Consider the following 24,908-nt stretch of genomic DNA (forward strand, 5'->3'; position numbering starts at 1 on the left):
ACGGCGAACCGGGATCGGCGTTGTTCAGGCGGCGGTAGTGCCTCGGCGCTGGGCGATCTCGGCACGGCAGGAGGTGCAGAGGCTGTCGGCGTGTACGACGCCGGGTGTGGTGCATCGGTCGCAGCGGCCGATTCGTTGTCCGGCTCCGAGGGCCGCGGGCTGTCGCCGCCGCCGGGCGGGTGTGCGTGGCGCGGAGCGCGTGGTGATGGGCTGCTCGAGGTACATCGCCATCCAGCGGGTGATGATGCGCCAGGTGAGCCCGGTGTTCGCGGCGGCGGCACGGATACGGTCGAGCAGGGCGCGAGCCTGTCGAGGATGGGTGGCCGTGATGTAGGCGCAGCGGGAGTGGACGAACTCCTGCAATCCCCAGGGAACCGGCAGCGGCGCGATGCCTGGCTGGCCGTCATCGCGGCAGTCGCGGCACAGGCCGTCGTCGCTGACCCGCTGACCGTCGACGAGGTGGACCACTCGAAGGTCGCTGTCGCAGCGGTCGATCCAGCAGCCGACACACGGCCAACCGTGGTAGGGGTTCATCGCGGCGAGGTCGTAATCCAGCCCCGAGCCCTGCCAGGTGTCCTCGGCGACGTCGAGTTCGGTGTAGGGCAGGAACTCGTCGTAGTCGCTCGGCACGGCCAGGCCGGTTCGCTTGCGCGCGAACTCCTTCTGGTCGGCGGGAGTGATCCGCTTGGGCAAGTTGGTCCAGCGACGGCGAGGACCTCGGCGGCGATCACCGCGCGCCCGGTCAGTGGTGTCCTCGCCCAGCAGGCTGTGAGCGGCGTCGTCGAGAGCGGCGTAGCGTCCCTGCCGTGCGCTGCCTGCGCGGATGACCGGTGAGGGGGGTGCGAGCAGATCGCGGTCGCGTTCGGTGTAGTTCTCGGAGACGTAGAGGAAATAGCTGCGATCCCAGAGCGCGGTCTGGACGTGAGCCCACATCATGTGCGCGGGCTTGCGCGGGTTCGGTACCGGGGCAGCGAGATCGGTGTCGGTCTCGATCGCGAACATTCGATCAGCGGCGTAAGCGGCGAACTGAATATCTTGGCGGCGTCGCCACGCGTGCACGTGGTGATCGTGAAGACCGCGCCGCCCGGCGGTATGGATCGGTCGGCGGGCCTGGCGGTGGGCGATCGCTTCAGGGGTGAAACGCGCGTCATCGGTGTCTCGCGAGGGTGTCGCGGTGAGGCGGTCGGAGCGGCGATACTCGCGCATGGAGCGTCTGACCCATTCGGCGGCCTCGATCGATACTTCGCTTGGGTCCGGCATGGCCGGGCGGTAGAGGTCGGGATTGCTATCGGCGGTGAGGTGGATGACCATGTGGCGCACCTCGGGCCGGTTCTTGGCGATCCAGCCCAGCTCGTGGGCCGCCTGGCGGAAGGGCTTGCGGGACAGGATCGTCGCGGCCTCCTCGAGGAAGGCACGCTCCTGCGGTGAAGCCAGGGTCAGCGCGGCGGCGAACTCGTCACGCGCTCGATCCGGGTCGACCTCGAGCAGATACTCGATCTGGGCCAGGGCACTGGCGAACGGTGTCACGGCAGCCGGATCGGCAATTTCGGCGACGCATGTAGCAGCAGTCATCACGATTTCCTGTCTGTCCGAGAAATGGGCCTGCCCCGTGCCGGGCACGCGCGCATGGCACGACCCCCGGCACGGGGCTGGGCGGCTGGTCGACTGACCGGCCTGAGTGCGACCGACCAGTGACAGACCCCGACGCGGCGGAGGGAACGCGCCGAGACGGGCGGCAGCGAATTTCTGCGCAGGACGCGGTGAATGGTGCTCGGCTGGTGCGCCGCGCCGAGAAATTCGGTGACGTCCGGGCGCGGGCCCGTAGCCGTGGCGGGGGCTGGCACTGGTAGCACTCGTCAGGCCGGGCAGTCGACCAGACGGTCAGTCCTCACCACACGCACAACCGCCGGGTTCAGAACCCTGGCTCGTCAGTGGGCGAGGCCCCGCCCCAACCGTTGCCTTCGCGCCACGGATCCTGACCCGTCTGGGCACCGACGCCTGCACCGACGAGTTGGCCGGAACGATCCGGTGCCGCAGCAGGTTCCGTCGCAGATGTCGTGGATCAGGAAGAGACACGGGTGACTTTGGCCGTGGCGTAGCGCAGCGTGGGACCGATCTCATCGACCTCGAGTTCGAGGCTGCTGCGCTTGTTGCCCTCAGCGTCGGTCCAGGAGCGTGGCTTGAGCCGCCCTGACACGAGTACCCGAGAACCACGCGTCAGCGACTCGGAGACGTTCTCCGCGGCAGCGCGCCAGATGTTGCAGCGCATGAATAGTGCTGGGCCGTCCTTCCACTCGTTCGCGTTGCGGTCGAACACCCGCGGTGTCGAGGCGACGGTGAAATTCGCTACTGCCACACTCGCTATCGCAACTGCCGTAGGTTCCTTGTCGTCTCGTCCTTCCTGTTCAAGTGATCGTCCAGGCCAGCGCGGGTTCGTTTGCGCTAGATCGAAGTTCGATGGTTCGTCGGAATTCCTGAAGGTTCTCTGGTATCTATGACCGGTGATCTTGGCCAGTGAACCCGCGGTGCCGGGGTGGTGAGGCTTGCTGCGGTTCGTGCGTCAGCAGCGGAGCGACGGTTGGTGTCGCCGCAGGAGCTCGATGACTTCGAGCAGGAACTCGTGGATCAATACGCGTTGGCGTTCGCGGCCGCCGGGGTGACCGATGACCATATCGCGCAGGAACGTTCAGTGATCTTCGCGTTCATCAGGTTCCTTGGCCGGTATGTGTGGACGGCTCAGCCGCAGGATGTGGATCGGTTTCTGGAGCCGCAGCGTCGGGAGCGTGCCCGCAGCACGGTGCATGGCAAGGCTGGCACTGTGGCGCGGTTCTTCGAGTTCCTGATCAGTCGCTATCAGGGTGAGATTCATTCGCTGACCGGTCATGTGGTGGTTCAGCCCGTGGATGAGTTCAACCGTCCAGCCAAAGCCGATTACGGCGGCGTGATCCGGGTGCCGCCGGCCGAGGATGAGGTGGACGCGTTGTTCCGTCGGTGGCGTGAGGCGTTGCCGGAGGCAAGGAAGTTCCTGCCCGCTGCTCGTGACTATCTGGCTGCGTCGTTGTGGCGTCGAGTTGGTTTGCGGATCGGTGAGACGGTCCGCCTCGATATCCGTGACTGGCGACAGGATTTGGGGCAGCACGGCAAGCTGCATGTTCGATTCGGCAAGGGCAGTATGGGCCGCGGCCCCAAGCCGAGGCTGGTGCCGACGATCAACTCCTCCGGTGATCTGCTGGAGTGGTGGCTGACCGACATTCGACATCAGTTCGGGGATGACTGGATGGATGCGGATGCGCCGCTGCTGCCCAGCGAGCGTCGGGACCGGAGCAGCGGCCGCTGCCTGCGCGTGGGTGACGACGGACTGCGTAGCGGACTGGCTGGGGCGGTGAGCCTGTGGCTGCCCGAGTGGGAGGGTCGGCTGACTCCCCACGGCCTGCGGCACTTCTGCGCATCGTCGTTGTATTCGCGCGGCATGGATTTGAAGGCCATTGGAGAACTCCTCGGCCACGAATGGTTGTCCACGACAACCCGATACATCCATGTCCATGACGACCACGTCGAGACCGCCTGGGCCAGCGCCAACGATCGTGTCGCTGCCCGACTGATCACCGGAACGGAGTGAGCGCATGCGCTGGAACATGCGAATGAAAGCTGCCGAACAAGGCATCTGGAAATCGACCGAGATGCGCCGCCGACTGGTCGAGGCCGGCTTGGAGATCAGCGCCGGGAAGATGTCGGCGCTGTGGACCGGCACTCCGACCACGATCCGGCTCGACGACCTCGATGTGATCTGCCACGTGCTGGGCTGTGAGGCAAACGATCTGCTGATCCGCGAACCAGACAAGGTCGCCGCCCGTCGACCCCGCAAGGCAGCCGACAACAGCACGGGCATAGCGACGATCACTCCACGCCTCGGACGCAACCGGACACTGCCACCGGCATGACACCGCCCCGAACCTGTATCGGCTGCGCGGATCGTCCCGTCGCCACTCCCCAAGACCAGCACTGCTATCAGTGCATGCCCGGCGGGCCTTTCAGACCGCTGCCCTGCCGCAAATGTGGGTCGACCCACGACTACTACTCCGGCGGGCTGTGTCAACGCTGTCATCGGTTCGCTCCGCAGGTGATCGACAGCTGCCGAGATTGCCTCGGCTGGGGTGTCACCCGGCATACGACCTGGTCGTGTGAGGCCTGCCGTGGGTTGCGGCGACGATTCCCGGTTGCGATGCCGTGTGACTCGTGTCGCCGTGTGATCGCGGTGAACGCCGAAGGGTTCTGCCGATTGTGCTGGCGGCAGGTGGCGGGCAAACGCCCCCACGGCAATGGGCCCAGCGTGCTGGACGCCAACCGTCACGGCCAGCAGCTGTTCCTGGTGGATCTGTTCCGCGAGAAACGACGACCGGCTCGCCCGATCACCCGCGACCGGCCGAGCCATATCGACTATCCGGTCGCTTACCGGCAACTCACCGTGGTGGATCTGCCACGAGACTTGGTGCGAGTACGCGAGTTCGGGTTCACCGATCCGCCTGACGCCGGGATTGCTCAGCACCTCGACGAGGTCGCGTGCGAGCATGCCCGCAAGCACGGGTGGAGCAAAACCAGGTTGGTCGACGCCCGCAAGGGAATCCGGATCCTGCTGTCATTGCAAGACACTCCCGGCGCGACGATCACCACCAGCGAGGTCGCTCAACTCGACCAGATTTCACTTGCGCTGCAACCGATCCGGGAGGTCCTCGCGACAGCGGGTTTGCTCGATGACGACCGCGAACCCAGCGTTGTCGCGTGGTTCGCCCGCCAGATCGAAGGCCTTCCCGATCAGATGCGCAATGAACTGTCGACCTGGTTCAAGATCCTGCGCCGGGGCAGCACGACGCCGCCGCGATCCAAGCCTCGCGCAGAAGGGACCGTGCGCGGCCAGATCCGTCACGCCATGCCGGCAGTGCATGGCTGGGCCGCTGCCGGACACGAAACGCTGCGGGAGATAACCCGTGACCACATCAAGCAGGCGCTACCCGCCAGCGGCACCCCACGTTCGCTGGTCGGCCAATCTCTGCGGTCGCTGTTCCGGGTGCTCAAAGCCCGACGCTTGGTGTTCTCCAACCCGACCACACACTTCCGCACCGGCCGACCGGAAACCCGTGTGCCACTACCGGTCCCAGTAACCCGGCTGCAAGAAGCCCTGATCTCCGAGAACCCGGCTCGCGCGGTCATCGCCGGACTCGTCGGATTCCACGCACTTCGCAGTGCCCAACTTCGATCACTATTACTGACCGACGTCCGCGACGGGCGCCTGCATCTGCCGGATCGAACCGTGCTGCTGGCGCCACCAGTGCGGCAGCGCCTGGCGGCGTGGCTCGACTACCGCGCGCAACGATGGCCCGACACCGTGAACCCCCATCTCCTGATCAATACGAAGTCCGGTGTGCGAACAGGACCGGTGAGTAGCACGTGGATCAACACGACTCTCGGCATGGCTTGTCAAGCCATTCGTGAGGACCGGATCCTCTATGAGGCCATTGCCACCGGCGGCGATATCCGCCGACTGTGCGACCTGTTCGGGCTCAGTGTCAAAGGCGCCGAACGCTATACCGATACCCTCCACCACCGCGACCTCGATGGGGAGAGTATCGGCTCGGCGTGACGGTGCTCAGAACGGCGGTTCACCCGCCCCTCCGAATCCGGATGTCGCGAAAGCAGGCTCACCGGATTGCATTGCGCCCCAAGGGGCGTCGCCACCTGCGTTGCCGGTCGAGCCGCTGCTGTTTGTGTTGCTGCGGTTGACCCTCGAGACTTTCGCGGTCGCGTACTTCAGCGACGGGCCGACCTCGTCGACATCGAGCTCGACCACCTGACGCTTTTCGCCCTCGCGAGTTTCGTAAGACCTCTGCTTCAAGCGTCCGGTCACGATCACACGTGAGCCCCGCTCCAAGCTCTCCGCGGCGTTTTCCGCAGCCTCTCGCCAGATGTTGCACCGCAAGAACAGCGCGTCGGCGTCTTTCCATTCATTAGTAGTGCGGTCGAACACACGAGGAGTCGAAGCGACGGTGAAGTTCGCCACCGCGACGCCTGCGGGCGTGAATCTGAGCTCTGGCGCGGCTGTCAGATTGCCTTTGACAGTAATGACCGTGTCTCCGGACATGATGATCCTCCAAGCTTGTAGTGGACAGTGTTCTTCCCGGTTGCGCAGGGCAGTAAGGGATTTGAGGCACACCCGCAGGTTCCCGAACTCACGTGTCGGCCCCGAGGTGCGCCCATCGTTTTGGGTTCGACGACTGGCCCGACGGTCATTCCCAACGGTGACGGCAGGCGTGGCTCGGCCACGGTAGACACTTTCGTGGAGCGAATCGGTCGAGGTCTGTTCATGTGGCAAACGAGCTCTGGCCGTTCTCCGGTAGTGCCTCAGCGGTGAGGTAAACCCCTGCTACCGATCCCGACAGCCCTTGACCATTAGGTGGCGGACCCGCATGAACGCGATCCTTCGGCAGATGCTTGGTGTTGCGAAAAACGCTGGAGCCCAGGTCCGCGACGCCGCGCCGTCCTTGGCTGCGCCGTTCCGGCATAGTGCTTCCGGCATTACCGAAGGCGTGGAGCGTGCAGTCGCCCAAGATGGGGCCGTTCCGCTTCGATACGGTCCTTCTCTGGCTCAGTCTCAGCACCCTCCGGGCAAATGGGATGCAATGGGCGGGCGCAGTTTGCCGTACGAGCCGCTCGAAAGCGGAAACAAGAAACCACCACCACCACCAGAGAAACCAGAGAAGCCGAGGAAGGCGAGGTGTGGCGGGACCTGCGGCATGTGCTGGGGCGGGGACTGCTGCAAGCGATACGCCGACGTTGGTGTGGCGCCATGCCACTAAGACTGTCCTGACCTCAAATCTCGAAGCTGCAGGAGTCCGTGCGTTCCGCATAGACAGGTCCAAGGAGGAAAGTTCCTGCCCAAGTTTAGTTCAGCTTCGAACTCCACATGCGCAGGCTCTCCTTCGCGGTTCATAGGGCAGCAAGGGATTCAGCGACATCCGCGGGTTCCTGAACTGACGGGTCAGATAGCCCTGTAGGAGGCAGTGCACACTTCAGTTCCGCACAACAGACACTTCGGAATTCGTGAACCCACGGGAAACGGGGGTGAATCGGAGCTCTGGATCCGCGGTCAGGTTCCCGATCACGGTCAGTGGTGTATCTCCAGCCATGACTAGTTCTCCTTCGGTAGGTGTTGACGGGCCATCGGAATCGGCCGCCAGCCATCTGGGCGTGATCGGCGTCGTTGTCGTGGAGAGGCGTGAAATCCCGAAGGGCGTCGAGGGAAACGAGCGCTCGGATCCGGGTGCCGACGCAGAGTCGAAGACAGACCCATTGCAAGGAACTTTCGAGGTGCCCGACCCCTGGCAGCGGTCGGCGCGCCACCTCGCTGGCAGCGACGATCGACACCAGCGAGGCGTGCGGTTGGCAGAACGGTGCGGGTCAGGCGGCGAGATCGATGTCGCGGTAGTCGATGTCGCCCGCGGCGGCCTGCTCGACATCGGAGAGGGTGTAGTCGAGTCCGGCGGCGGCCTCGGCCAGGAAGTGCAGATACCGTTCGGTGTCGGCGGTGTGGTTGCGCCACAACGACTTATCGAGGCCGTTCTCGTGCTTGGCGACGATCATCGCGGTGACGATGACCCACGCGCGTGCCGGCGTCGCGGCCCGGATGGCCTTGATCAACGCGTCACGGGTGCCGCCCACTCCGAGCAGGTGCAGGGTCTTGCCCAGATCGTTCATGCCGAGGCGGTTCGCCATCGACTCGGCAACATATCGGGAGGCCGCGGTGTGCGGGGTGCGGCGGCTGAGGAAGTTGAGCAGCACGCCGTCGCGCCGTTCGGCGGCCGCGACTCCTCGGATGTTGAGTTGTTCGACGCGCGCCCGCATCTGACGGGCCTCCGCACGAGCGGCCGCGGCCTGCCTGGCAGCTTCGGCGTTCGCTTCGGCGCGGGCCTGCGCGGCATCCTCGTCATCGGAAGGATCGACTGGGGCGGCGGTGACCGCCAGGACCCGGAAACCGCTGTCGGGCAGCTGATCGGCGGGCAGGTAGCAGAACGGCACCCACCGGTCACGATGCTCGACCAGATCGGCGTGGAGCAGACCCGGAGCCGCGGCGGCGTCGGGGTTGTCCTGGGTGTCCCAGTCCACCGCGTCGGGCTCCACGATCGCGCCGGTGTTCTTCTCGACCAGTTGCCGGTTCTCCTCGCGGTGCAGATACACCACCCACCGGGCGGGTTCGGTGTTGACCAGCTCCGCGGTGACCGGTTCGCCGTCGGCGGTCACCAGGAGTTCGGCCGGAACGAACTGTGCGTCAGGACTGCTCGTGTCGGGCTCGGTCGTGAGGATGCCAAACCCATACGCGCCATAGGGCAGAGCGGCTTCCAGATAGGCGCGTTCGGCGGCGCGCTCGGCCAGGATGAGTTCGACCTCGTGCGCGAACTTCGAACGGGTGCTCTTGTTGAGCCGTTCCACGGCCTCGGTATCGCCGAGGGCTTCGTAGTGACCGATCACCGCGAGTTGATCGAAGCTGAACTGATCGGTCTCCAGCAACGCCTTCGCGGTCGGAGACGCCCCGATTTTCGCGTTGGCCTTCACGGTCTCGCGGGAGGTTTGCAACGCCTTCGCGACACGGGGCACGCTCGCGCCGAGGTCGAGGGCCAGCGCGATGCCGCCGGCATAGTCAGCATCGGTCAGCGGGATCCGGCGCTCGTTGAAGTTGATCTGATCGAAAACCCGCTCGATACGACGCTCGTTCTCGCTGAGCCCGACCGGCGCGGCGACGATGAACACCGGAACCCTCTTCATCTCGAGCGCGAGCGCGATGAGCAGGCGGACCTGGCCGTCCACGGCGTGCACCGAGCCGTCGGCCTCACGGATCGCGTTGATCGGGTCCTTCACCCCGCGTTCCTTGATCGAGGCGACCTGGAGAGGATGGTCCTCGATCCGGAAGCTCTCGCGGACGTTCTCATCGATCACCAGCTCGGCCGGCTCCATCCACGCCGCCTCGATCACGGGCAGATCAGCGGGCGGATCATTGGCTTCGTCCGGATCACTGACGGGCCCGGTGCCGACATCTGTGGCGGTATCTCGGTCGAGTACTGCTGTGGCGGTGCCGGTTTCGGTGTCAGACATTGCTACTCCTTGGAAGACAGACGGCGGGGCAGCCCGCCGATGAAGGTGGGCTGCCCCGCCGAAAATGGCAGTGACGAATACGACCCGGGATCGCGCCCCGGGTTTGATGTCAGGCCGCTGGGGTGGTGGCGCGTCGTGCGGCGACGTTGATCGGGCGCAGCCGCAACACCTCGCCCTCGTCGGGGGACAGCGTCCAGTACTTGCCACGCCAGTCCGGCCGTTGTGTGCGCCAGCGTTCCAGCACGGCGGTGTCCTCGAGGTCGGTGCTCGGCCCGGCGGTGGCGTGGTACTGCCGTTGCAGGTACTGCTCGCGGGTGAGGGTCTCGACAGCAGCGATCTCAGACATGGCTAGGTCCTCCTACGGTCGGCGGGGGTCATGAACTCTCGATGCAGGTGAAGGCAAGCTCGTCGAAGCCTGCGGGGACGGTGTCGGCAACACTGATGTGGTCGCGAGCCCATATACCGACCACGTCGTCGCACTCACCGAAGTCACCCATGCCGAGACCGCAGCCTTCGGCAGTCAGCACGACGAGGGGATGAACCCGGTCGCCGCGGTCGTTGCCCGGGACCGTGGCCTTGTCGACATAGCGGCGTTGGTCGTGGTTGAGGATGTAGCGGCCGACCGGAGTCGTCGGCTGGCAGTGGTCTGGGTCGAAGAGTTGCGGTGCCTTGCGGCAGGCCAAGAAGTAGAGGTTGTCGCTGGAATTCGGCTCCGGGTCGGCGTAGTCACCGGCCCACACGACGCGGGTCGGTTCGATGAGCAAACGCTCGACGCCGGTGACGAGGGCGACGCCGATCCATCCCTGTTCGCACATCTTCGTACCCCTGCTGTGGACGTATCCGGTGATGGTGTCGGATCCGGTGGCGAGAAATACTGGATTGAAATACTGGCCCATGACCTCGGGATTCCTTTCCTGGATGTGTTGATGGACTGCGCGGCACGCCCGAACCTGCGCCATGGCGGCCCTCGGGGTCCGGGCAGCGATCGAGCCGCTCGGATCGTGAGTGAGTCACCGACCGGGGCCGGTGGGCCGTCGTTCTCGGCGGGTTCGTGCGAGGCGATTCGCCCGAGCTACGACGAGGGTGGGTGGGTGTAGGTGAAGAGCAGTTCTTCGAAGCCGCCGGGGACGGTGTCGGCGACGGATATGTGCTCGCGCGCCCAGTCGCCGATAGGGTCGGCGTTGTCGTACCAGCCTTCGGCGGTCAGGACGACGAGGGGATGGACGTGCCAGTCGTGGTTGCTGGCCGCGTTCTTGTCGACGTAGCGGCGTTGGTCATGATTGAGCAGATAGCGGCCGACCGGTCCCTGATCGAGGTGGGGCAGACGGGGAGCATCCATTGCCCGCCAGTGCAGGTTGGTCGGGTCGAGGTGATCGGGTTCCGGGTCGGCGGTCTCGCCGGCCCAGACCACGCGGACCGGTTGGGTGAGTAACCGCTCGACCATTTCGACCGGCCGGGCGTAGTGGTAGCCGAACATCCCGGACTCGCTCATCTTGAGGACTCCGCTGAACATCGTGCCGAGGATCTCGTCGCAGTCCGGTGCGAGGAACATCGCCTCGAAGTACTGCCCCATGACCGAGAACTCCTTTCATCGATGATGCACACAAGCGCGAATCCGATGTCGTCGTGGCCACGGTCGGCTCGGCATCCGCGGACGGCCCGATCAAGTAGAGGACCCGCCGGTGAGGTCAGCAGGCGGGGTGAGGCTGGCGAGGATCTGGGCGGTGCTGGTGACCGGTTCGGCTTCGCCGTCGCGGATCATCGTGTGGCAGCCCGCGGAGGCCGGGGAGCGGCGCGGGCCCGGTACGGCGAACACGGGGCGGGCGAGTTTCATCGCCCATCGCACGGTGTTTCGTGTTCCGCCGTGTATCCCGGACTCGGGGATGACCACAGCGCGCGAGAGCGCAGCGACCAGGCGATTGCGGGCGAGGAATTGATTGCGTGCGGCCGGTGTTCCGGGCGGGTATTGGCTGAGCAGCAATCCGGTGGTGGCGATTTCGGCGAACAAGTTCGTGTGCGCGTGCGGATAGAGGTGATCGAGTCCGCTCGGCAGGACCGCGATCGTGGTGCCGCCGTGGGCCAGGACGGCGCGATGGGCCTCGGCGTCGACACCGAAGGCTCCGCCGCTGATGACGGTCCATCCGCGGTCGGCGAGGTCGCCGGCGATGTCGGCGCTCACTCGGCGGCCGTAGTCGGTGGCGGCGCGAGCACCGACGATGCCGATGGTGTTGTGGGTGGACAGTGCCCTCCGGTTGGTGCCCTGGGTCCACAGCGCTATCGGTGCGGTGGTGTCGAGGTGTTCGGCGTCGAGGTCGGCAAGGCGACGTACGGGCCAGCAAGGATCGTCCGGGGTCATCAGGTAGCCGTCGTTCGCCGCGCTGCGGTCGAGGTCGCGGCGGGCGGCATCGCGCAGATCTCCGCGTATTTCGATGAGGGTGCCGCGGGTGGTGAGCGTGTGCGCGGCCTGCTCGGGCCCGACCTGGCTGATCAACGACCGGACCTGGGACGGGGCGGTCAACGCTGCGCGGGCAAGGGCGGCCCACATCAGTTGCCGCTCATCCGAGATCACCGCCTCACCACCGCGGCGTGAAGGGCAACCGAATGACGCAGGGGTACAGATGTATTCATGGAAGCTCCTCGGTCGGTAGGCGGCATGGGCAAGTACCGTGTCGGCGCGGATCTGCGAAAATCGGATCTCTGCGGCCGACGGTGCGCGTGGTCAGTCGAGGTCGATACCGAGTTCGGTGGCAGTGTCATATCCACGCTGGAACAGGGCGCGGATGTTTTCCGGCGGCACGGAGCAGGTGAGGGCGGTGGAGAGTGTGACCGCGGCGGAATTGGTGGGCTCGTCGGTGCGTGCGATGGCGATGGCGGTGGTGGCCAGTGCGGTGTCGCCGTGGGTGTAGGCGGTGACCGCGAGCAGCATCGCGGCCTGCGTGCGTTCGGGTGCGGGCAGTGCCCGGACCAGTTGGGTCCACATCGGCAGGCATGCGGCGCCGCGCGGACCGGTCGCCAGCGCGTACAAGCAGGCGCGAATCCTCTCCTCACCCAGGATGATCGCTACGCGAGCCAGATCCTGAGCCGCCAACGCCGAATCCGTGCCGGCGACATGGATCCGGGTGAGAACGAATCGCAGCTGCTCACGGTGACGAGCGATCGAGTCGCTGCGCTGCTCGCTGTCGGCGGCAGGGATTTCGGTGCCGTCGGCGCGGATATCGGCCAGCTGTGTTCGGACCTGGCCGGTGAGGTCAGGGTCGGGTTCGAGGCAGTCGGGCAGCGCCCTGATGGGCGGGAGGGGTTGCGTGGCAAGCGGATCAGGGCTGGCGGTGGTGCCGGCGGGCAGAGTTCCGGTGTCACCGTCGAGCAGGCTGGCCCACGGCTGCCCAGCGGTGATGTCGCTGAGGATCCAAGCGTCGAGCAGTCCGGTGCCGACCTCACGTAACCGGTCACCGAGCGCGCGTACCAGCTCGCGGTGGGATTCGCGCGGCACCGGCCGGTTCAGGCGAGGGTCGTCGATGATGACGACCGCGATCAAGTCGGGGTGGTAGTGCTGGCAGAATCGCAGCGCCTGGGCCAGGATCGGTGTGGTCGCGAGGTAGTCGTCGGCCAGCCGGTCACTATCGGTCAGGTAGAGGTCGGGGTCGATCGCCATCCCGCAGCGAATGTAGGTGTCGGGCCAACACCCGAGCAGGTGAATCCCCGCCAACACCACCGACCGTGCGCGCGGCCGGGGAACCGCGGCGACGAGCGTAGCGATGAAGGTGTCGGGGTTCTCGATCGAGGGCATGAAGCCTCCTGGGCCAGAATAGGATTGAGGTAAACGCCGACCTCCGGCCATACCAACCGCACACACGCGGTGCACCACGAGCCAGGGTAGGGTCGGGTGTCGTGGGTCGTGGCGGCGGAGATCGCCGAAGTTCGGGCGGGTCACAAGGCCATCGCCCGCCGGTAGGCGAGCGTGAAATCGACACTGCTGCCCTGACCGAGGATCATCGGCGCGTTGCCGTCGGCACACGGTACCGGCACAGCAACCACGGCTCCCGCGTGCGGGTCGCATTCGCCAAATCGTTTCCATCGCACGCGTTGGTCGCGAGCAGAAACCCGTCGGCCGTAAAAGGCCGGACCGCGGTGTGTGAGATACCGCGCCAGGAGATTTCGACCGAGTCGTGACCACGCTCGTTTGGCGGACTCGTCGCGAACCCAGATCTTGGTAGCGGTAGCATTGAGGACGAATCTGAAGAAAGGCTCTCCCGATCGTGCTCGTACGTTTGCGTGTGAAAATTTCTGTCCTCGACGAACGGCTGTGCCTTGTATGACATCCAGTTGGTGATGCTGGCTTGCTGCTACCCGAGCACACCTGTGCAAGCTGCCAGATCCGGGGGTTGTTGCCTGCCATCAGTTCTTCATATGCCTGGAATCGCGCCACGAATGCGCTCGCGAATCTCTGGTCTAGGTCTTGTATCGGCGGCGCGGCCGAATCTAGGCCGACGTTCCCAATCGCGGTCTGTCACGGTCGGGAGGTCGCGGGCCAATTCTTGCTCGGGATTACCGCAGCAATACTCGAGCCGCTTTCCCTGGCTGGCAACGTGGCAGTGATAAAAGACCCTCGTGTCGGACTATAAATTCAATGGATCGTTCATGGATCAGAGAATTTAGGCAAATATCTTTGAGATTGGGAGACACTATTGAGATGTATGCGCGGACGAATCGGAACGTAATACATGGGTGCTCCTCTGATATTCAACAGTTCGTCGGCGAAACAAAGCGGCTTGATGGACACTTTGTAACACCTTTTATGGACCTTTCTGAACTGGATGATTTAAGAATTGGAATCGTCAGAAGATTCCCTGGCGCAAGCGGCGGAATGGATCGACGACCCGGGCTGAAGTCTAATGGAATTCGGAGATTTGCATCCGATCGGGAAGGTGAGGAGTATGGCGATAGGTTTTTGCTGAACAGATTCCGTAATCTTTCGCCGGCATGTAGGAATCAGGTACTCAGGTATACGAATCTCTCTCATCCATTCAATCTAATCTTGCGGCCGGATGGAATTATTGACCGTTTTGCGCTAGAGCGGAAGCTTGCGCAATTCTATGGAGATATTGGAAGCGGATGGGAATTATACAAGCTGGTAAAGGGCACGATTCCCGAGCTGTCGGACATATGGCAGGCGGCGGAGCGTAAGGATTTGAATCCGATCCAGCGCAGTCTCGTGCGAAGTATATGTGAATCACCAGACCCGTATCGCGAGCTGCAGTCAACGATCAGGATGCGCTCTGGCATGCGCGGGAAGTTCACCTACGCATTTGGACGATGGCCCACATGGCAGGAGGTCGAAGAGCGAATTAATCTTATGGACGAGGCATTGAATAGTCCGATTCCCGAGGGGTTGGAGATCTTACGAAGTCTGGCAGACTCGAATTTTATGCAGAAAGGTGCAAGCCCGTTCGAGCTGGTCGGAACAACATGGCGTGAACCAGGATATACGTCCGGATCTCTGGGAAGGAACCCCACGGGTCCTCCGATAATTAAAGCCGGTGCTCATCTGCATCTTACTGTTCCGGAAGGAACTAAGGGATTGTATGTCGGCCGGGCAAGCGTGTTTCCCGATCAGCGCGAGATAATCTTACAACGGGGGCTCGCATATGAGTTTACCAGCGTAAAGCAAGAAGGGCGGAGTTTACATCTCTATGCCAAGATCGTGGAGTCGGCGAGCGGTTAGCTTACGTTCCTCGGGGCGGCCGGGGCCGGCTTGGGTGGTGACGTCGGCGATCATTCGAATGTAGTCGACGACGGCGTTCTCGATCTCGCCATCCAGATCAGGGTCGTGCGTTGTCACCTTGCCTCCGCCTGCCTATCGCTCAACGTGTCGTGCATAGTGTGCCACCCGGAGTTTGGCGGGCACCAGCAGGATGGCGGTATCGCTGGCTGGTTCTGATCGCCAACGTGGACGTCATCTGATCGTGAATTCGGACACCGCCCATCGGGGAGCGAGGGTTGTGGTCGCGAATTTCTACACCACCGGAGAGGTTGACATCGCTGTGTATGGCTTGCCCCGCCTCAGCCATCTTTGGGAAGGCGGCATGCTCAGGTGACTCGATGTGGTCGATGGCTTGACTGGATGTGCGCTGCGAAGGATGCAACCGGTCGTAAGTGGTGTGGTGAGTTATGACTTTGCTGTGATACCGGCCGCTCGGGTGGCGTCGGTCGAACAAGCTGTTGAGCTCTACGTTGCGATGTGTACGTCTCCGGACGAGACGGCACCATGGCCTGCCGTGTGCGATTTCGTCGCCGAGATCAATCATCGATATGGCGGCGCGGAGGATGGGTTTCTGTTGGTCGAGACCACCGCGGACACTCGGGGTGCCGTCGTGTCGACTTGGTGGCCGAGCTTTACCCGCAATCTCCGTTCGGTATTGGAACTGACGAAAGCACGCGGCCTAGCCGTTTAGGACCCCAAGTCCGGCGCCTCTACGATCCACGAGGGCGTGCTGATGTCCTCGTCACGGTCGGCGACGGAACTATCATGCCGTATCTGACCAAGCACTTACTCGAGGAGCTGCTCGCTGATTTTGCCGATCCGGATAATCCGTTCCTCGTCGTGGAACGTGAAGCGCAACACTACGTTCAGACCTGCGTGTACTCCGAAGGTACCTATGAACTGGAGTATCGTGCGGGATCGGCAGAACAGCATTTCCAAGTACATACCTCTGACCGCCTCCTGGTGGGCGAGGTCATCTGGGCCTGGTCGATCGACAATCCGTGGTGGCGCGATGCGGTTTGCTGGCGTAACGCAAGCCAGGCGACCCAGGAGCTGTCGTCTCTGCATGAGCGCGTGACTACGCGGTTGACCGAGATAGGTGAGCAGTTGGCTGCCGCACCGGAGCCGATCTTGAAAGTATCGGAGGTCGCGCTGACCGTGACTGTGCAGACCGACGGTCCCACCGGTAGTGAATCGGCTTGAACCCTTGATTGGCTACCGCGCGATCGAGGTCGAATTCAGCCGAGGGTCGCTCGGAAGTTCGGGTGAGCAGATGCGCCAGGGAGCAAGCTCATGGAGCGATTGCGTTGACGTGCAGTTATCGCTTCGCGCAGTATCTAATTGCCAACCTTGGTAACCTGGCCGCCGAGACCGCGATTACTGTCCCGGCGCGGATCTGATCGCGGATTTCGACACCACCTTAGAATCCGCTGTGAGCAGCGGAAACAGCCGTGCCACAAAGCGGCACTATGTTGCATCAAATGCAATTCCTCCTAATGTAGGTACGGTGCGCTGGGCGGCATAGGTCAGGCCGTCGGTGATGGTGCGTGTGGCTTCATCGGTGGTGAAGTCGTCGATCCCGACATGCACGGCGGCGGCCTGGAACAGGACGGACTGGGCGTGGGTGTAGTCGAGCAGTCCCGCGCCGACGAGGCGGCCGAGGCTGTTGGCGGCCAGCAGAACCGCGCGATGGCGGGTGCCGGTGTGGGCGTATCGGATACGGGCGCATTGATTCGATATCGCGGCCTCGACGTAGGCACCGCGATGATGGACCGCGGCGTCGGTGTGTGGCCGAAGCGGGGGCGGTGGGTTGAGCAATTCGGTGAGCCACGCTGGTAGGGGAATAGGCGGGCGGTGGTCGAGGAGCTGGTAGTCGCCGTGGAGTAGGGCCGATCCGGCGGCGACGACGTAACCGCCGTTACCCCGGCTGTCGATGTGAGGTCCGAGCCGGGCGATCGTATTGCGCAGCGATGGTGTTCGTGGTGCGCGGTAATACAGATGCAGGCCCCCGTGCGTTATCGCTTGGTTGGGCGTGCTGTCTGGGGCTTTTGCCAGGTGGTGGTGCTGTTTCGATCGCTGGAACGGCTTTTGGATGTGGGGCGGTAGAGGTCCGGGTGGCGACACCCTTGACCGACATATCGCACATATGTTCGAATTGAAGTTGTTGCTACCTGGGTGGGAGGGAACTTGACGTTCGGTGGCTCGGTGGGCGACGCTCGTAGTCCGCACCATCGCTGGGAGCGTGGTGGGACAAACTGCCGATCGCCAAGCTGCCCGCCGCCCCACCGCCGATCGCCTCGAAATCACCGGCAGTAGATGGGGACTCGAGGGCGCCGAAGCCGTCCTGCGCCTATGAGCCCTGATGGGGATCGGGGACTTCCCCGCCTACTGGAACTACCACCTCACCTATGAACATCAACGCGTCCACCCTGGCGACTACCAGCTCGCTGCTTGATCAACAGTCCCGCCCAGCGGAGAGCTGCACCCCGGTAGAAAGGTCGTTGTGTGCGCCTGTCACTTAGTGGGAGCTGCTGATTTGCGCAAACATGGGGGTGTCGGGTCGGTGGTCGCCCGCTGAACCCCTCCCAGTGGTGAGAAGGTGTTACCGCAGTGTGATCGGTAGCGTTGACATCATCTTGAACCGTGTGCTGTAAGGGTGAAGTCGTCGTCATTCGGGATCCCTGCTCAAGATCGGCCCTTTCTATGCGCGTCGGCGGTTGCTGATGTTCAGCCTTTCCGCTCTGCTGGTGCGGGCTGCCCAACGAATCGGTATCGCCGCAGATAAAGCTGCGGAGGTGTATGTCAGGCGCAGTGGTGAGACCGCGGACGGAATTCTGCTGGCTGTGCGGCAGGCCACGACGGCCGACGCCGAGGGCGGAAAATTCTTTCGGTCAATGCCTGACGGCGGTGCGCGATCGGCTGACGCGACGCACTCGGATCTGTCGTTGTCCGGTACGACGGCCAAGGGAAAGCCGGTATCGTTCCAGCCCGAGGATGTGAAGAACGTTCCGCTCAAGGACGCCGATGGGGAAACCATCGGAGTGATGTTCCCGAGCAGACCGGGTGACGACACATCCGGGAAATGGGCGAGCGCTCCGACGAGAAATTCCGACACCACAGTGACTCGTGCCTTCGTCGACCTTGAGGAGACACGAGCCACCAACAACCCCAGCTTCAGCGCCGAAAAACCGGAGACAGCCCCATGGGCGCAGGGCCTGACGCCGAAGCGGCCAGTCTATGCCGAAGCGCATGGCGAAACCGATGTTTTCATGGTAAAGGCCAAACTCGGATCTCGGTTGCTGCCGCGGTGGACAACCGTCACTGTGGATGGTGAGACATACGGCAAGATCTTGGCGACGAATGAACACTTCACGCGGGCGGCCGGGGCAAGCCCCGACGCCCCTGTGGTGCTGGTGTCGTGTCAAGTCGGTGACGAGGCGATGGTCGCACGATCGACGGCGGACTACCTGCACCGCACAGGGGTCACGACAGGCGACGTCTATGCTCCTAAAGGGCTGATCGCCGCGTCCGTCAACAACAATATCTCCGATGTGGGTGTTTCCGATATGTACGTCACGCTGCTGAGGCTTCGCGGTGACGGCACTGCACCCGGCTTCGAAGTCTTCCCAGGACCCGGTGACGGCTAGCCCATGGCAGTCGGATTATTCAGTCCACCACTGAGTGAGGAGCCAAGGTCATGGAGCCCATGCAGGGAGCGATCCGCCAGGACAACTGGTTCGTGCTGGTCGACCCGAACTGGCATGCTGATACCGCCGGGGACAGTCCTCCACCGGAAGTGATGGTCGGTGGTTGGATGCTCGACACCGACGATGCGCTCGGCCCTTTTCACCCCAATCCCCAGTACATGCCGCTGACCGATTCCACGCCTAGCGATCCTGTCGACGCAATCCTTCAGCTTATCGCTCGTGGCGAGGACCGCGCTGGTGAGATCATCCCGGCACTGCAGAACCAGGTGGTGCAGATAGCCTGCGACGACAGTGATCAGCCGGTGATCGGCTCCGCTCCTGATGGAGTGTCGTGTGCTCTGGTGATCACTGCCGAGATTCACAAGCGGCGCTTGTCCGTCCCGCGCTGGTGGCCGGTCGTCGGCAAGATGTTGCCCGAGATCGTGCCGCTAGAAGCCGATATCTTGGTCAACCCGGATGGGGATCGTCAGTTCCGGCTCGCCAATAGCGCTCTGCGTCGCACCGAGCAATGAGGACTCGGCTGTCGGTGACCGGACGATTTGTCTTTCGTAATGTCCGCTGAACTGCGGAAACGAGGTGTGAGCTGTCGCAATTGTGGTTGGCTACTTTGTCGGAGTGAGGATTCGGGGGCGGCGACGGGCTCGTGGATGTCGGAGCTTGAGCGTCGAAAGGCTGGCTGCGGGAGCACCCACCGTCGTTCATGGGTCACAATCCGTGCGGAGGAGCGTGGGTGGGTCGGGGCCAGGCTGATGGCATCTGGCCATTGTTGACTGTTGGTGGCATATCAGGGAACGTTTCTTCAGGACTGTGCGTCGCATTTCTTCATCTCATAATTTCTTTAGCGGCCGTTTTTCGTAGGTTGTTTGGAGTTTGCGTCGGCCTTTTTATGGGCGACTTTATGGCGAAGCCGAGTCCGGATATTTGAGGTCCGCCGGGTTTGTGGCGAGTGTTATGGGCAGGCGGAGGAACACGGCACGGCAATAGGGGCCCGAGTTAGGGGCGTTGGGGGTCGCCTCCACGGAGAGCGAGTTGGCGGCGAAGGTCGAGGTTCTCGCCGTGGGCTTGTGCGAGTGCATCGCGTAGTTCATCGAGTTGACGGCGATATTGCTTTTTTAGCTGTGTGATCTGGTTGGTGAGGGCTAGGACGAGGGAGCTTCGGTATTCGGGGTCGGGGTCGGGGCCGTGCGGGCGGGCTGAGATTGGGCACGCAGCGTTTCGATCCGACTGCGGAGTTCGGGGTGGTTGTAGAGGAAGGCGTGCGATACGCCCGCCTCGCGTCCGACGGCCTGGAAGGTGATCGGTTCTTGGCGTTTGACCAATGTCCGGATGGCTTGTTCGGCGGCGCGGGTCTTGTTGTGGGACTTGTTTTTCGCGGCCGTGGTGAGCACGGCGATGCGCCGGTCGCGGGAGTCGGTCACGGTCGTGTCCTGCGGTGGTGAGTGAGGTCGAGCTCGATGCGAGTCGGGCCGTGCGCGGCAGCGGGAGCCGCGGCGCATCCGCCACCTTCGAGCGCGCGTCCGGGTTGGTCGGGCAGCTTGGCGAGCAACTGTGTCAGCGCGGCCTGTTCGGCTCGACGCTGGGCGAGCCAGACGTTGTCGTCGGGCATGGGCTTGCCGTGGCGATCCTGGAACGCGGTAACAGTGCGGTCGATGAGTGCGTTGGTATCGGTGAGTTGCTGCTGCAGCGTGGTCTGGTGGCTGTGGTCGGTGACGAAGACCGAGCAGGTCAAGCACGCGTTGCCCTTGTCGCAGGTCTGCAGGGGCGGTAGTAGGCACCACCCGTGGGGGAGGATGCGGTCGGCGCGGTCGAACAGGCGCATGCCGTCGTGGTCCTCGCGGGAGAAGCTGACCTGGGTGCCGTCGGCTTTGAACTTGGCGGTGGCCAGAAACGCCTGTTCGGCGTGTTCCTCGCGTTGGGCGATGTAGTGCATCGACATCGTCGGTGTGGCGTGTCCGGCGTAGCGCTGCAGGACTTTGATGGGGAGCCCGAGTTCGGCCAGGCGGGTGAGTTTGGTGTGCCGGAATCTGTGGGTGTGACCGAGGCGGACGGGTCTGCCCTTGCTGTCGCTGATCTGGACGACATCGCTGAATTTGTTCAATGTCCGGTTGTAGGTCCCGGCGGCATACGGTTTTATCCCTGCGAGATTGCTAAATCGTTGAGTGAACAGGTAAGGCAGGACGACACCGGGGAACCGGTCGCGGACCCACTGATGCTGGTCTTCGATGACGGCGGCAACGTCATCGTCGACCAGGATGGTGTCCGGGGCCGTAGCGATCTTGCTTTGGGCGTAGCGGAGCCGGCTGAGCCCGGCGCCGTCGACGGAGTCGGTTGCTGCGGCGGAAGCGGGTGCGAGACAGTCGAATTCGCAGAGGCGGATCTCACTCGAGCGGCGGCCGGTGAGGATCTGCAGCAGGATCATTCGCATGACCTGCGGATCACCGTATCCCTGCGCGGTTTTCGTGGTGCCGTCCCCGCGGGTTATGAGCATGTGCTCGCCTCGGGGCAGCCCGAGCAGCGGCAGTGCCGCGATGATCTGGGCGAGTGCGTGATCATCGACGTAGTGGTCGTCATTGAGTTCGGTGGTGTGGCGGGTGCGGATGAGCTGGCGTCGCCAGGCGTCGCCATGGGTCGCGGTGATCGCTGGCCAGGGTGAAGGGCCCAGGACGGTGCGGGCTTCGACGGGATTGGCGGCGACGAAATCGAAGAGTTCGGCGATCGCCCGCAGATCGTCGTTGACCTGGCGGGGATGAACGGGCTTGCCGGATCGGTGCATGTCGCTGGGCCGGTTCATACGGTTGAGCGGGTCGGCGGCCCATCGGCGGAACGCCGCGGCGTGAGCCGAGGCCGCGGCGGGGTCGGTGAGCACGTCGCGTGGATCGTCGAAGGCGGTGGTGATCCATCGATCGAAGCGGGTCAGTTGACGGGCTTGGCAGATGGTCCCCCAGCGCAGCACCCCAGCTTCGAGTTGGGTACCCAAGTGCCATTTACGGCGGCGCGCAGCCAGGGCTGGGTGAGGTTTGCGGGCGTGATCCGCCCGGCGTGAGGTTCGCGGTCACCGATCGGGATACGGGGGTCGCAGCGTGGAAGCCACGTGTCGAGTTCCCACCAGGGTCCGTCGTGGCAGGCCACGATCAAGGCCAGGTGCGGGATCCTGAACAACCCACGTAGCCTGCCGCGACAGGCTGCGGGCATGGCCGTTTCCAGCGGGTGGCGTAATATCAGCCGAGCAGTGCTTCCGCGGCTTGCCAGTCGATGTCGAGGATCGAGGTGGGCAGGTCACGGCCCCGGGCGGTCCCTAGGCGGTAGGCGAGGCCGAACTGGTTGATGGTCTGCACCGATGTTGGTGTGCCGTCGATGATTTCCTGCCAGTGAGCGATCCACGCCAACTCGGTGTGCAACGGCTCGGGCAGGTCGGTGAGATGGAGGTTGTCGATGTGTGCGCCGGGAGCGTCGAGCCAGCCGGGGATCGCGGGTCCGATGACCGGGCCGCGCCAGGCGGGTGGCAGGTCCGCGCGCAACCGGTCGAGTTGGGTGGCCAGTCGAAGGCCGGTGGGGTGGTCATCGGCCATCGTTCACCTGCCAGGCGGCGGTGTAGGCGCGCCAGTTCGCGGCGGCCCGGAGTGCTTCGTCTTCGCGGACCCATCCGTAGAGATCGAGTGTGGTCTGCACGTGCGCGTGGCCTAATCTGCGTGACACCACCCACTCGGGGGTGCCCGCCAGCAGCAGCGCGGTGGCGTGGCTGTGCCGAAACCAGCGCGGCGTCCACCCGTCGGCGCCGATGCCCTTGCGCCGTAACGCCGTCGTCTTGTCCCGGACGGTGCCCTCTCGCATCGGCGCGAGGAACGGAGGGCGGTCCAGGTTGACCAGCAATGCCGAGTCCGAGGTGACGGTGAATCCCAAATCCGTGGCCCGGCAAGCCAAGTGGGTGACGTAATCGGCAAATAATCGTTCGAGGTCCGCGCCGACATAGACTCGCCGTGGGCGCATCATCTTGACTCGGGCGTCGTTGGCGTTGTCCTCACGGGGGACGATCTCGATGTAGGCGGTGCCGCCGCGGCCCATCACGAAGTCGCTGATCCGCAGACCTAATACCTCACCGAGGCGGCATCCGGTTTCGGCCAGCAATGCGAACAAGAACCGGTCGCGAAGGTTGCCTACCCACTGCTCGGTGACAGGGTCGGCGACCGCGCAGCCGTCGAGGATCCGCTGGATCTGGTCAGGTAGCAGCAGCGGTGGCCGATCGTGGTGACGGTGGTAGCGGACCCGCACCAGCGACGACGGTTGAGGCGCGGAGCGCGCAGCAAGATGGGCCAGCAGCCCGCGTGCCGGGCTCCGGCGCGGAGCTCCACGGAGCAGTCGCCCGGCAACGGGCACCCCGAAAACTGCTTCCTGCCACCGGTAGAACGAGATCAACGCCGCGAGCCTCGCCTCCAGAGTCTGCGGCGACGGACTCCAATCAGGGGCGATGAGACTGTGCTCGACGGTGCGACCGTTGCGTAGCCACGACAAAAACCCCGTCACGGTCGCCACACCGGCCTCGGTCCACCGGTTGGTCTCACCACGCTGTTCGAGGAAGGTCCACCACTGAGCGAGTGCCTGTCAACAACTCCTGAATCCTGGATCTGGCCCAATTTCCGTGAAGCCCGGATCGTATTCGTCAGTTGCTCAGCAGGATTCGCTTCCGAAGCAGGTCTGGGTTCGCGCGTCCGAACATCTGCCGCTTCAACATTTTGATCCGGTTGACGTGGCCTTCGACTGTCCCGCTGCTCCACCGAGTAGTGAGGCCGGCAGTGACCGCGTCCTGATCGCTGCGCAGGCCGCGGACGAACGAGTGCAAGGCGGGGTGGTTGTCGGCAACGACGCCGGTCATCCATTGTTCGAGTTCCCGGCCGCGACGTTCGGTCATGATCGTCGCGAACGCGCGGACATGGCCCGCAAGCGATTTCAGTTCGGGGCTGGTCTGCAGGATCGCGTCGAGCCGACGCTGGTCGTCGGGGTCGATGTTGGCTGGATGGGTCATGAGCCAGGCGGTGACCTTGCGGACCGTTGGCGGCTTCGGAGGAGGTGCTGGAATGTGGGCGGTCGCGCGGAACGGCTGCAGGTAAGCGCGGACCATGCTGGCCTGGCCTCGGTAGCCTCGTGATCGGATCTCTTCGAACAGTCTGGTGGCGTTGGTGCAGCCTTCGTTCCAGCGTTGATGCAGGTAGGGCTTGAATTCGTCGAGCAGACCGGTCCGGTAGCCGGTGCGGTTGTTGACCAGCAATTCCTCCGGGGACTGGGCTCGGGCGAACCGGCGAACCGTGCCGCGGGCCAGACCAAGCCGGATGCCGATGCCGCGGATGGTCTCTCCCTCGGCCAGCAACCCGTGGACTTCGGTGTAGCGCTGACGGGTGCGGAGCGCGGTGCGGTCCTGACGCAGTGCTGGTTCGACCGGGCCACGATGCAAACTGGTCGCGACGTCGGCGATATCGGGCAGCCCGGTCGAGTGGTCCGGGTCGGCCGTGGCGGTCAAAAGGCTGCGATGACGCGCGACGGTGCGTTCGACGGCTTCGCCGAAGTTATGCCAGATGTGCCAGCGATCTGCGACTTGGATCGCCTGTGGTGCGCCTTTCGCGGCGGCGTCAGCGTAGGCGCCAGCGCGATCGCGGCAGACGATCTCGACACCAGGATGGGCCTTCAACCAGGCTGTGAGGGTGTCGGCGGTGCGGTCGGTGAGCACGTCGACCGGCCGCCTGGTGTTCATGTCGACCAGGATCGTCCCGTAGACGTGGCCGCGGCGCAGCGCGAAATCGTCCACCCCGAGCACGGTGGGTGTGACCTGTTCAGGGTCGGGCAACGCACGGATCTGCCGCAGCAGGGTCATCCGGCTCACCCTCGCCGCCAGGTGCCCGGTCAGCCTCGCGCCGGCGCGGCCGCCCAATGCGAGCGCTACCGCGCACAACACCCGCTGCAGCAGCAGTGTGCGCCGTCCGTAGCGGGCGGCCAGCTGCGGCACCTGCTCAGCGAAAGTCCGTTTCCCGCAGTCGATGTTGTCGCAGAACCGACGGACCCGCAGCACGATCACGACCTCCCGGCCGGTGATCGAAGTGTCGGACAACCTGCGCCGGTATCGGGAGTGGACCCGCCGCGACGGTGCCGTACAACCGGGGCACGGTGCGTGTTCGTCGGCGGTGGCCGCGTCGATCCGGACCGTGGAACCGGCGGCACGAACCGCACCGATCTCCAGCCCGTCGAGATGCGGAAACAAGATCGTCAGCACTTCGAGATGAGAGCACCACCCCTTCTTCAACCACCCAGTG

The 24,908-nt window shown here is 64.1% G+C and carries 22 protein-coding genes and 2 pseudogenes; 7 read left to right on the plus strand and 17 right to left on the minus strand.

The window, feature by feature from the left end; genetic code table 11:
• Nucleotides 1–24: 24 nt before the first annotated feature.
• Together ACFQ9K_RS03050 and ssb are read right to left on the minus strand one after the other, a co-directional pair.
• Complete coding sequence (locus ACFQ9K_RS03050) at nt 25–1,620, minus strand: hypothetical protein (protein WP_378982734.1); 1,596 nt, start codon at nt 1,618–1,620, stop codon at nt 25–27.
• A 292-nt stretch (nt 1,621–1,912) separates the two neighbouring features.
• Nucleotides 1,913–2,362: pseudogene (gene ssb / locus ACFQ9K_RS03055) on the minus strand (single-stranded DNA-binding protein); the annotation flags it as partial.
• Nucleotides 2,363–2,581: 219 nt separating this feature from the next.
• Between ssb and ACFQ9K_RS03060 the strand changes: the two are divergent.
• The 3 genes from ACFQ9K_RS03060 (at nt 2,582) to ACFQ9K_RS03070 (ending at nt 5,638) form a co-directional block, all read left to right on the plus strand.
• Nucleotides 2,582–3,619 carry a tyrosine-type recombinase/integrase gene (locus ACFQ9K_RS03060; RefSeq protein WP_378713596.1) on the plus strand — a complete coding sequence of 346 codons (1,038 nt, stop codon included), beginning with the start codon at nt 2,582–2,584 and terminating at the stop codon, nt 3,617–3,619.
• Nucleotides 3,620–3,623: 4 nt separating this feature from the next.
• A complete protein-coding gene (locus ACFQ9K_RS03065; RefSeq protein WP_378713598.1) occupies nt 3,624–3,941 on the plus strand; it encodes a helix-turn-helix domain-containing protein in 318 nt (105 codons plus the stop codon).
• Between the two features lie 305 nt (nt 3,942–4,246).
• Entirely contained in the window at nt 4,247–5,638 is a 1,392-nt protein-coding gene (locus tag ACFQ9K_RS03070) for a hypothetical protein (RefSeq protein ID WP_378713599.1), read from the plus strand.
• 6 nt (nt 5,639–5,644) lie between these two features.
• Here the strand turns inward: ACFQ9K_RS03070 and ACFQ9K_RS03075 are convergent, their stop codons facing one another.
• The 8 genes and pseudogenes from ACFQ9K_RS03075 to ACFQ9K_RS03110 all read right to left on the minus strand — a co-directional run bounded on the left by ACFQ9K_RS03075 (nt 5,645) and on the right by ACFQ9K_RS03110 (nt 12,928).
• Complete coding sequence (locus tag ACFQ9K_RS03075; RefSeq protein ID WP_378713601.1) at nt 5,645–6,136, minus strand: single-stranded DNA-binding protein; 492 nt, start codon at nt 6,134–6,136, stop codon at nt 5,645–5,647.
• 943 nt (nt 6,137–7,079) lie between these two features.
• Nucleotides 7,080–7,181 (minus strand): annotated as a pseudogene (locus ACFQ9K_RS03080) (single-stranded DNA-binding protein); the annotation flags it as partial.
• A 271-nt stretch (nt 7,182–7,452) separates the two neighbouring features.
• Nucleotides 7,453–9,141 (minus strand): ParB N-terminal domain-containing protein, encoded by a 1,689-nt coding sequence (locus ACFQ9K_RS03085; protein WP_378713603.1) that lies wholly within the window; start codon nt 9,139–9,141, stop codon nt 7,453–7,455.
• Between the two features lie 109 nt (nt 9,142–9,250).
• Complete coding sequence (locus ACFQ9K_RS03090) at nt 9,251–9,487, minus strand: hypothetical protein (protein ID WP_378717497.1); 237 nt, start codon at nt 9,485–9,487, stop codon at nt 9,251–9,253.
• 28 nt (nt 9,488–9,515) lie between these two features.
• A complete protein-coding gene (locus ACFQ9K_RS03095) occupies nt 9,516–10,037 on the minus strand; it encodes a hypothetical protein (RefSeq protein ID WP_378717498.1) in 522 nt (173 codons plus the stop codon).
• A 176-nt stretch (nt 10,038–10,213) separates the two neighbouring features.
• The gene (locus tag ACFQ9K_RS03100; RefSeq protein WP_378717500.1) at nt 10,214–10,714 is read right to left on the minus strand and encodes a hypothetical protein; all 501 of its coding nucleotides are present in this window, start codon (nt 10,712–10,714) and stop codon (nt 10,214–10,216) included.
• A 90-nt stretch (nt 10,715–10,804) separates the two neighbouring features.
• Entirely contained in the window at nt 10,805–11,710 is a 906-nt protein-coding gene (gene dprA, locus ACFQ9K_RS03105) for a DNA-processing protein DprA (RefSeq protein WP_378717501.1), read from the minus strand.
• A 150-nt stretch (nt 11,711–11,860) separates the two neighbouring features.
• Nucleotides 11,861–12,928, minus strand: coding sequence for a DUF4192 domain-containing protein (locus ACFQ9K_RS03110; protein ID WP_378717503.1), 1,068 nt, complete (start codon nt 12,926–12,928; stop codon nt 11,861–11,863).
• 1,494 nt (nt 12,929–14,422) lie between these two features.
• Here ACFQ9K_RS03110 and ACFQ9K_RS03115 point away from each other — a divergent pair.
• Entirely contained in the window at nt 14,423–14,863 is a 441-nt protein-coding gene (locus ACFQ9K_RS03115; protein ID WP_378717574.1) for an ADP-ribosyltransferase, read from the plus strand.
• Here the strand turns inward: ACFQ9K_RS03115 and ACFQ9K_RS03120 are convergent.
• The gene (locus ACFQ9K_RS03120) at nt 14,822–14,980 is read right to left on the minus strand and encodes a hypothetical protein (RefSeq protein ID WP_378717577.1); all 159 of its coding nucleotides are present in this window, start codon (nt 14,978–14,980) and stop codon (nt 14,822–14,824) included. The two genes, ACFQ9K_RS03115 and ACFQ9K_RS03120, sit on opposite strands and share 42 nt — an antisense overlap.
• 687 nt (nt 14,981–15,667) lie before the next feature.
• Here ACFQ9K_RS03120 and ACFQ9K_RS03125 point away from each other — a divergent pair.
• Nucleotides 15,668–16,105 carry a hypothetical protein gene (locus ACFQ9K_RS03125; RefSeq protein WP_378717504.1) on the plus strand — a complete coding sequence of 146 codons (438 nt, stop codon included), beginning with the start codon at nt 15,668–15,670 and terminating at the stop codon, nt 16,103–16,105.
• Nucleotides 16,106–16,369: 264 nt separating this feature from the next.
• Here ACFQ9K_RS03125 and ACFQ9K_RS03130 read toward each other — a convergent pair whose 3' ends face one another.
• Nucleotides 16,370–17,026, minus strand: coding sequence for a bifunctional DNA primase/polymerase (locus ACFQ9K_RS03130; protein WP_378717506.1), 657 nt, complete (start codon nt 17,024–17,026; stop codon nt 16,370–16,372).
• Between the two features lie 599 nt (nt 17,027–17,625).
• Here ACFQ9K_RS03130 and ACFQ9K_RS03135 point away from each other — a divergent pair.
• Complete coding sequence (locus tag ACFQ9K_RS03135; RefSeq protein ID WP_378717507.1) at nt 17,626–18,549, plus strand: hypothetical protein; 924 nt, start codon at nt 17,626–17,628, stop codon at nt 18,547–18,549.
• Between the two features lie 50 nt (nt 18,550–18,599).
• Entirely contained in the window at nt 18,600–19,121 is a 522-nt protein-coding gene (locus ACFQ9K_RS03140; RefSeq protein ID WP_378717508.1) for a type VII secretion system-associated protein, read from the plus strand.
• 627 nt (nt 19,122–19,748) lie between these two features.
• Here ACFQ9K_RS03140 and ACFQ9K_RS03145 read toward each other — a convergent pair.
• The 5 genes from ACFQ9K_RS03145 to ACFQ9K_RS03165 form a co-directional block, all read right to left on the minus strand.
• Nucleotides 19,749–20,027, minus strand: a complete 279-nt coding sequence (locus tag ACFQ9K_RS03145) for a DUF6262 family protein (RefSeq protein ID WP_378717509.1) — start codon at nt 20,025–20,027, stop codon at nt 19,749–19,751.
• Nucleotides 20,024–21,586, minus strand: a complete 1,563-nt coding sequence (locus tag ACFQ9K_RS03150; protein ID WP_378717510.1) for a tyrosine-type recombinase/integrase — start codon at nt 21,584–21,586, stop codon at nt 20,024–20,026. Before ACFQ9K_RS03150 ends, ACFQ9K_RS03145 begins: the two co-directional genes overlap by 4 nt.
• Nucleotides 21,587–21,827: 241 nt before the next feature.
• A complete protein-coding gene (locus ACFQ9K_RS03155) occupies nt 21,828–22,178 on the minus strand; it encodes a hypothetical protein (protein ID WP_378717511.1) in 351 nt (116 codons plus the stop codon).
• Nucleotides 22,168–23,130, minus strand: a complete 963-nt coding sequence (locus ACFQ9K_RS03160) for a tyrosine-type recombinase/integrase (protein WP_378717512.1) — start codon at nt 23,128–23,130, stop codon at nt 22,168–22,170. Before ACFQ9K_RS03160 ends, ACFQ9K_RS03155 begins: the two co-directional genes overlap by 11 nt.
• Nucleotides 23,131–23,266: 136 nt before the next feature.
• Nucleotides 23,267–24,868, minus strand: a complete 1,602-nt coding sequence (locus tag ACFQ9K_RS03165; protein ID WP_378717514.1) for an ISL3 family transposase — start codon at nt 24,866–24,868, stop codon at nt 23,267–23,269.
• Nucleotides 24,869–24,908: the final 40 nt, after the last annotated feature.

The sequence above is a fragment of the Nocardia sp. NPDC056564 genome, from assembly GCF_042793755.1.
Lineage (GTDB): Bacteria > Actinomycetota > Actinomycetes > Mycobacteriales > Mycobacteriaceae > Nocardia.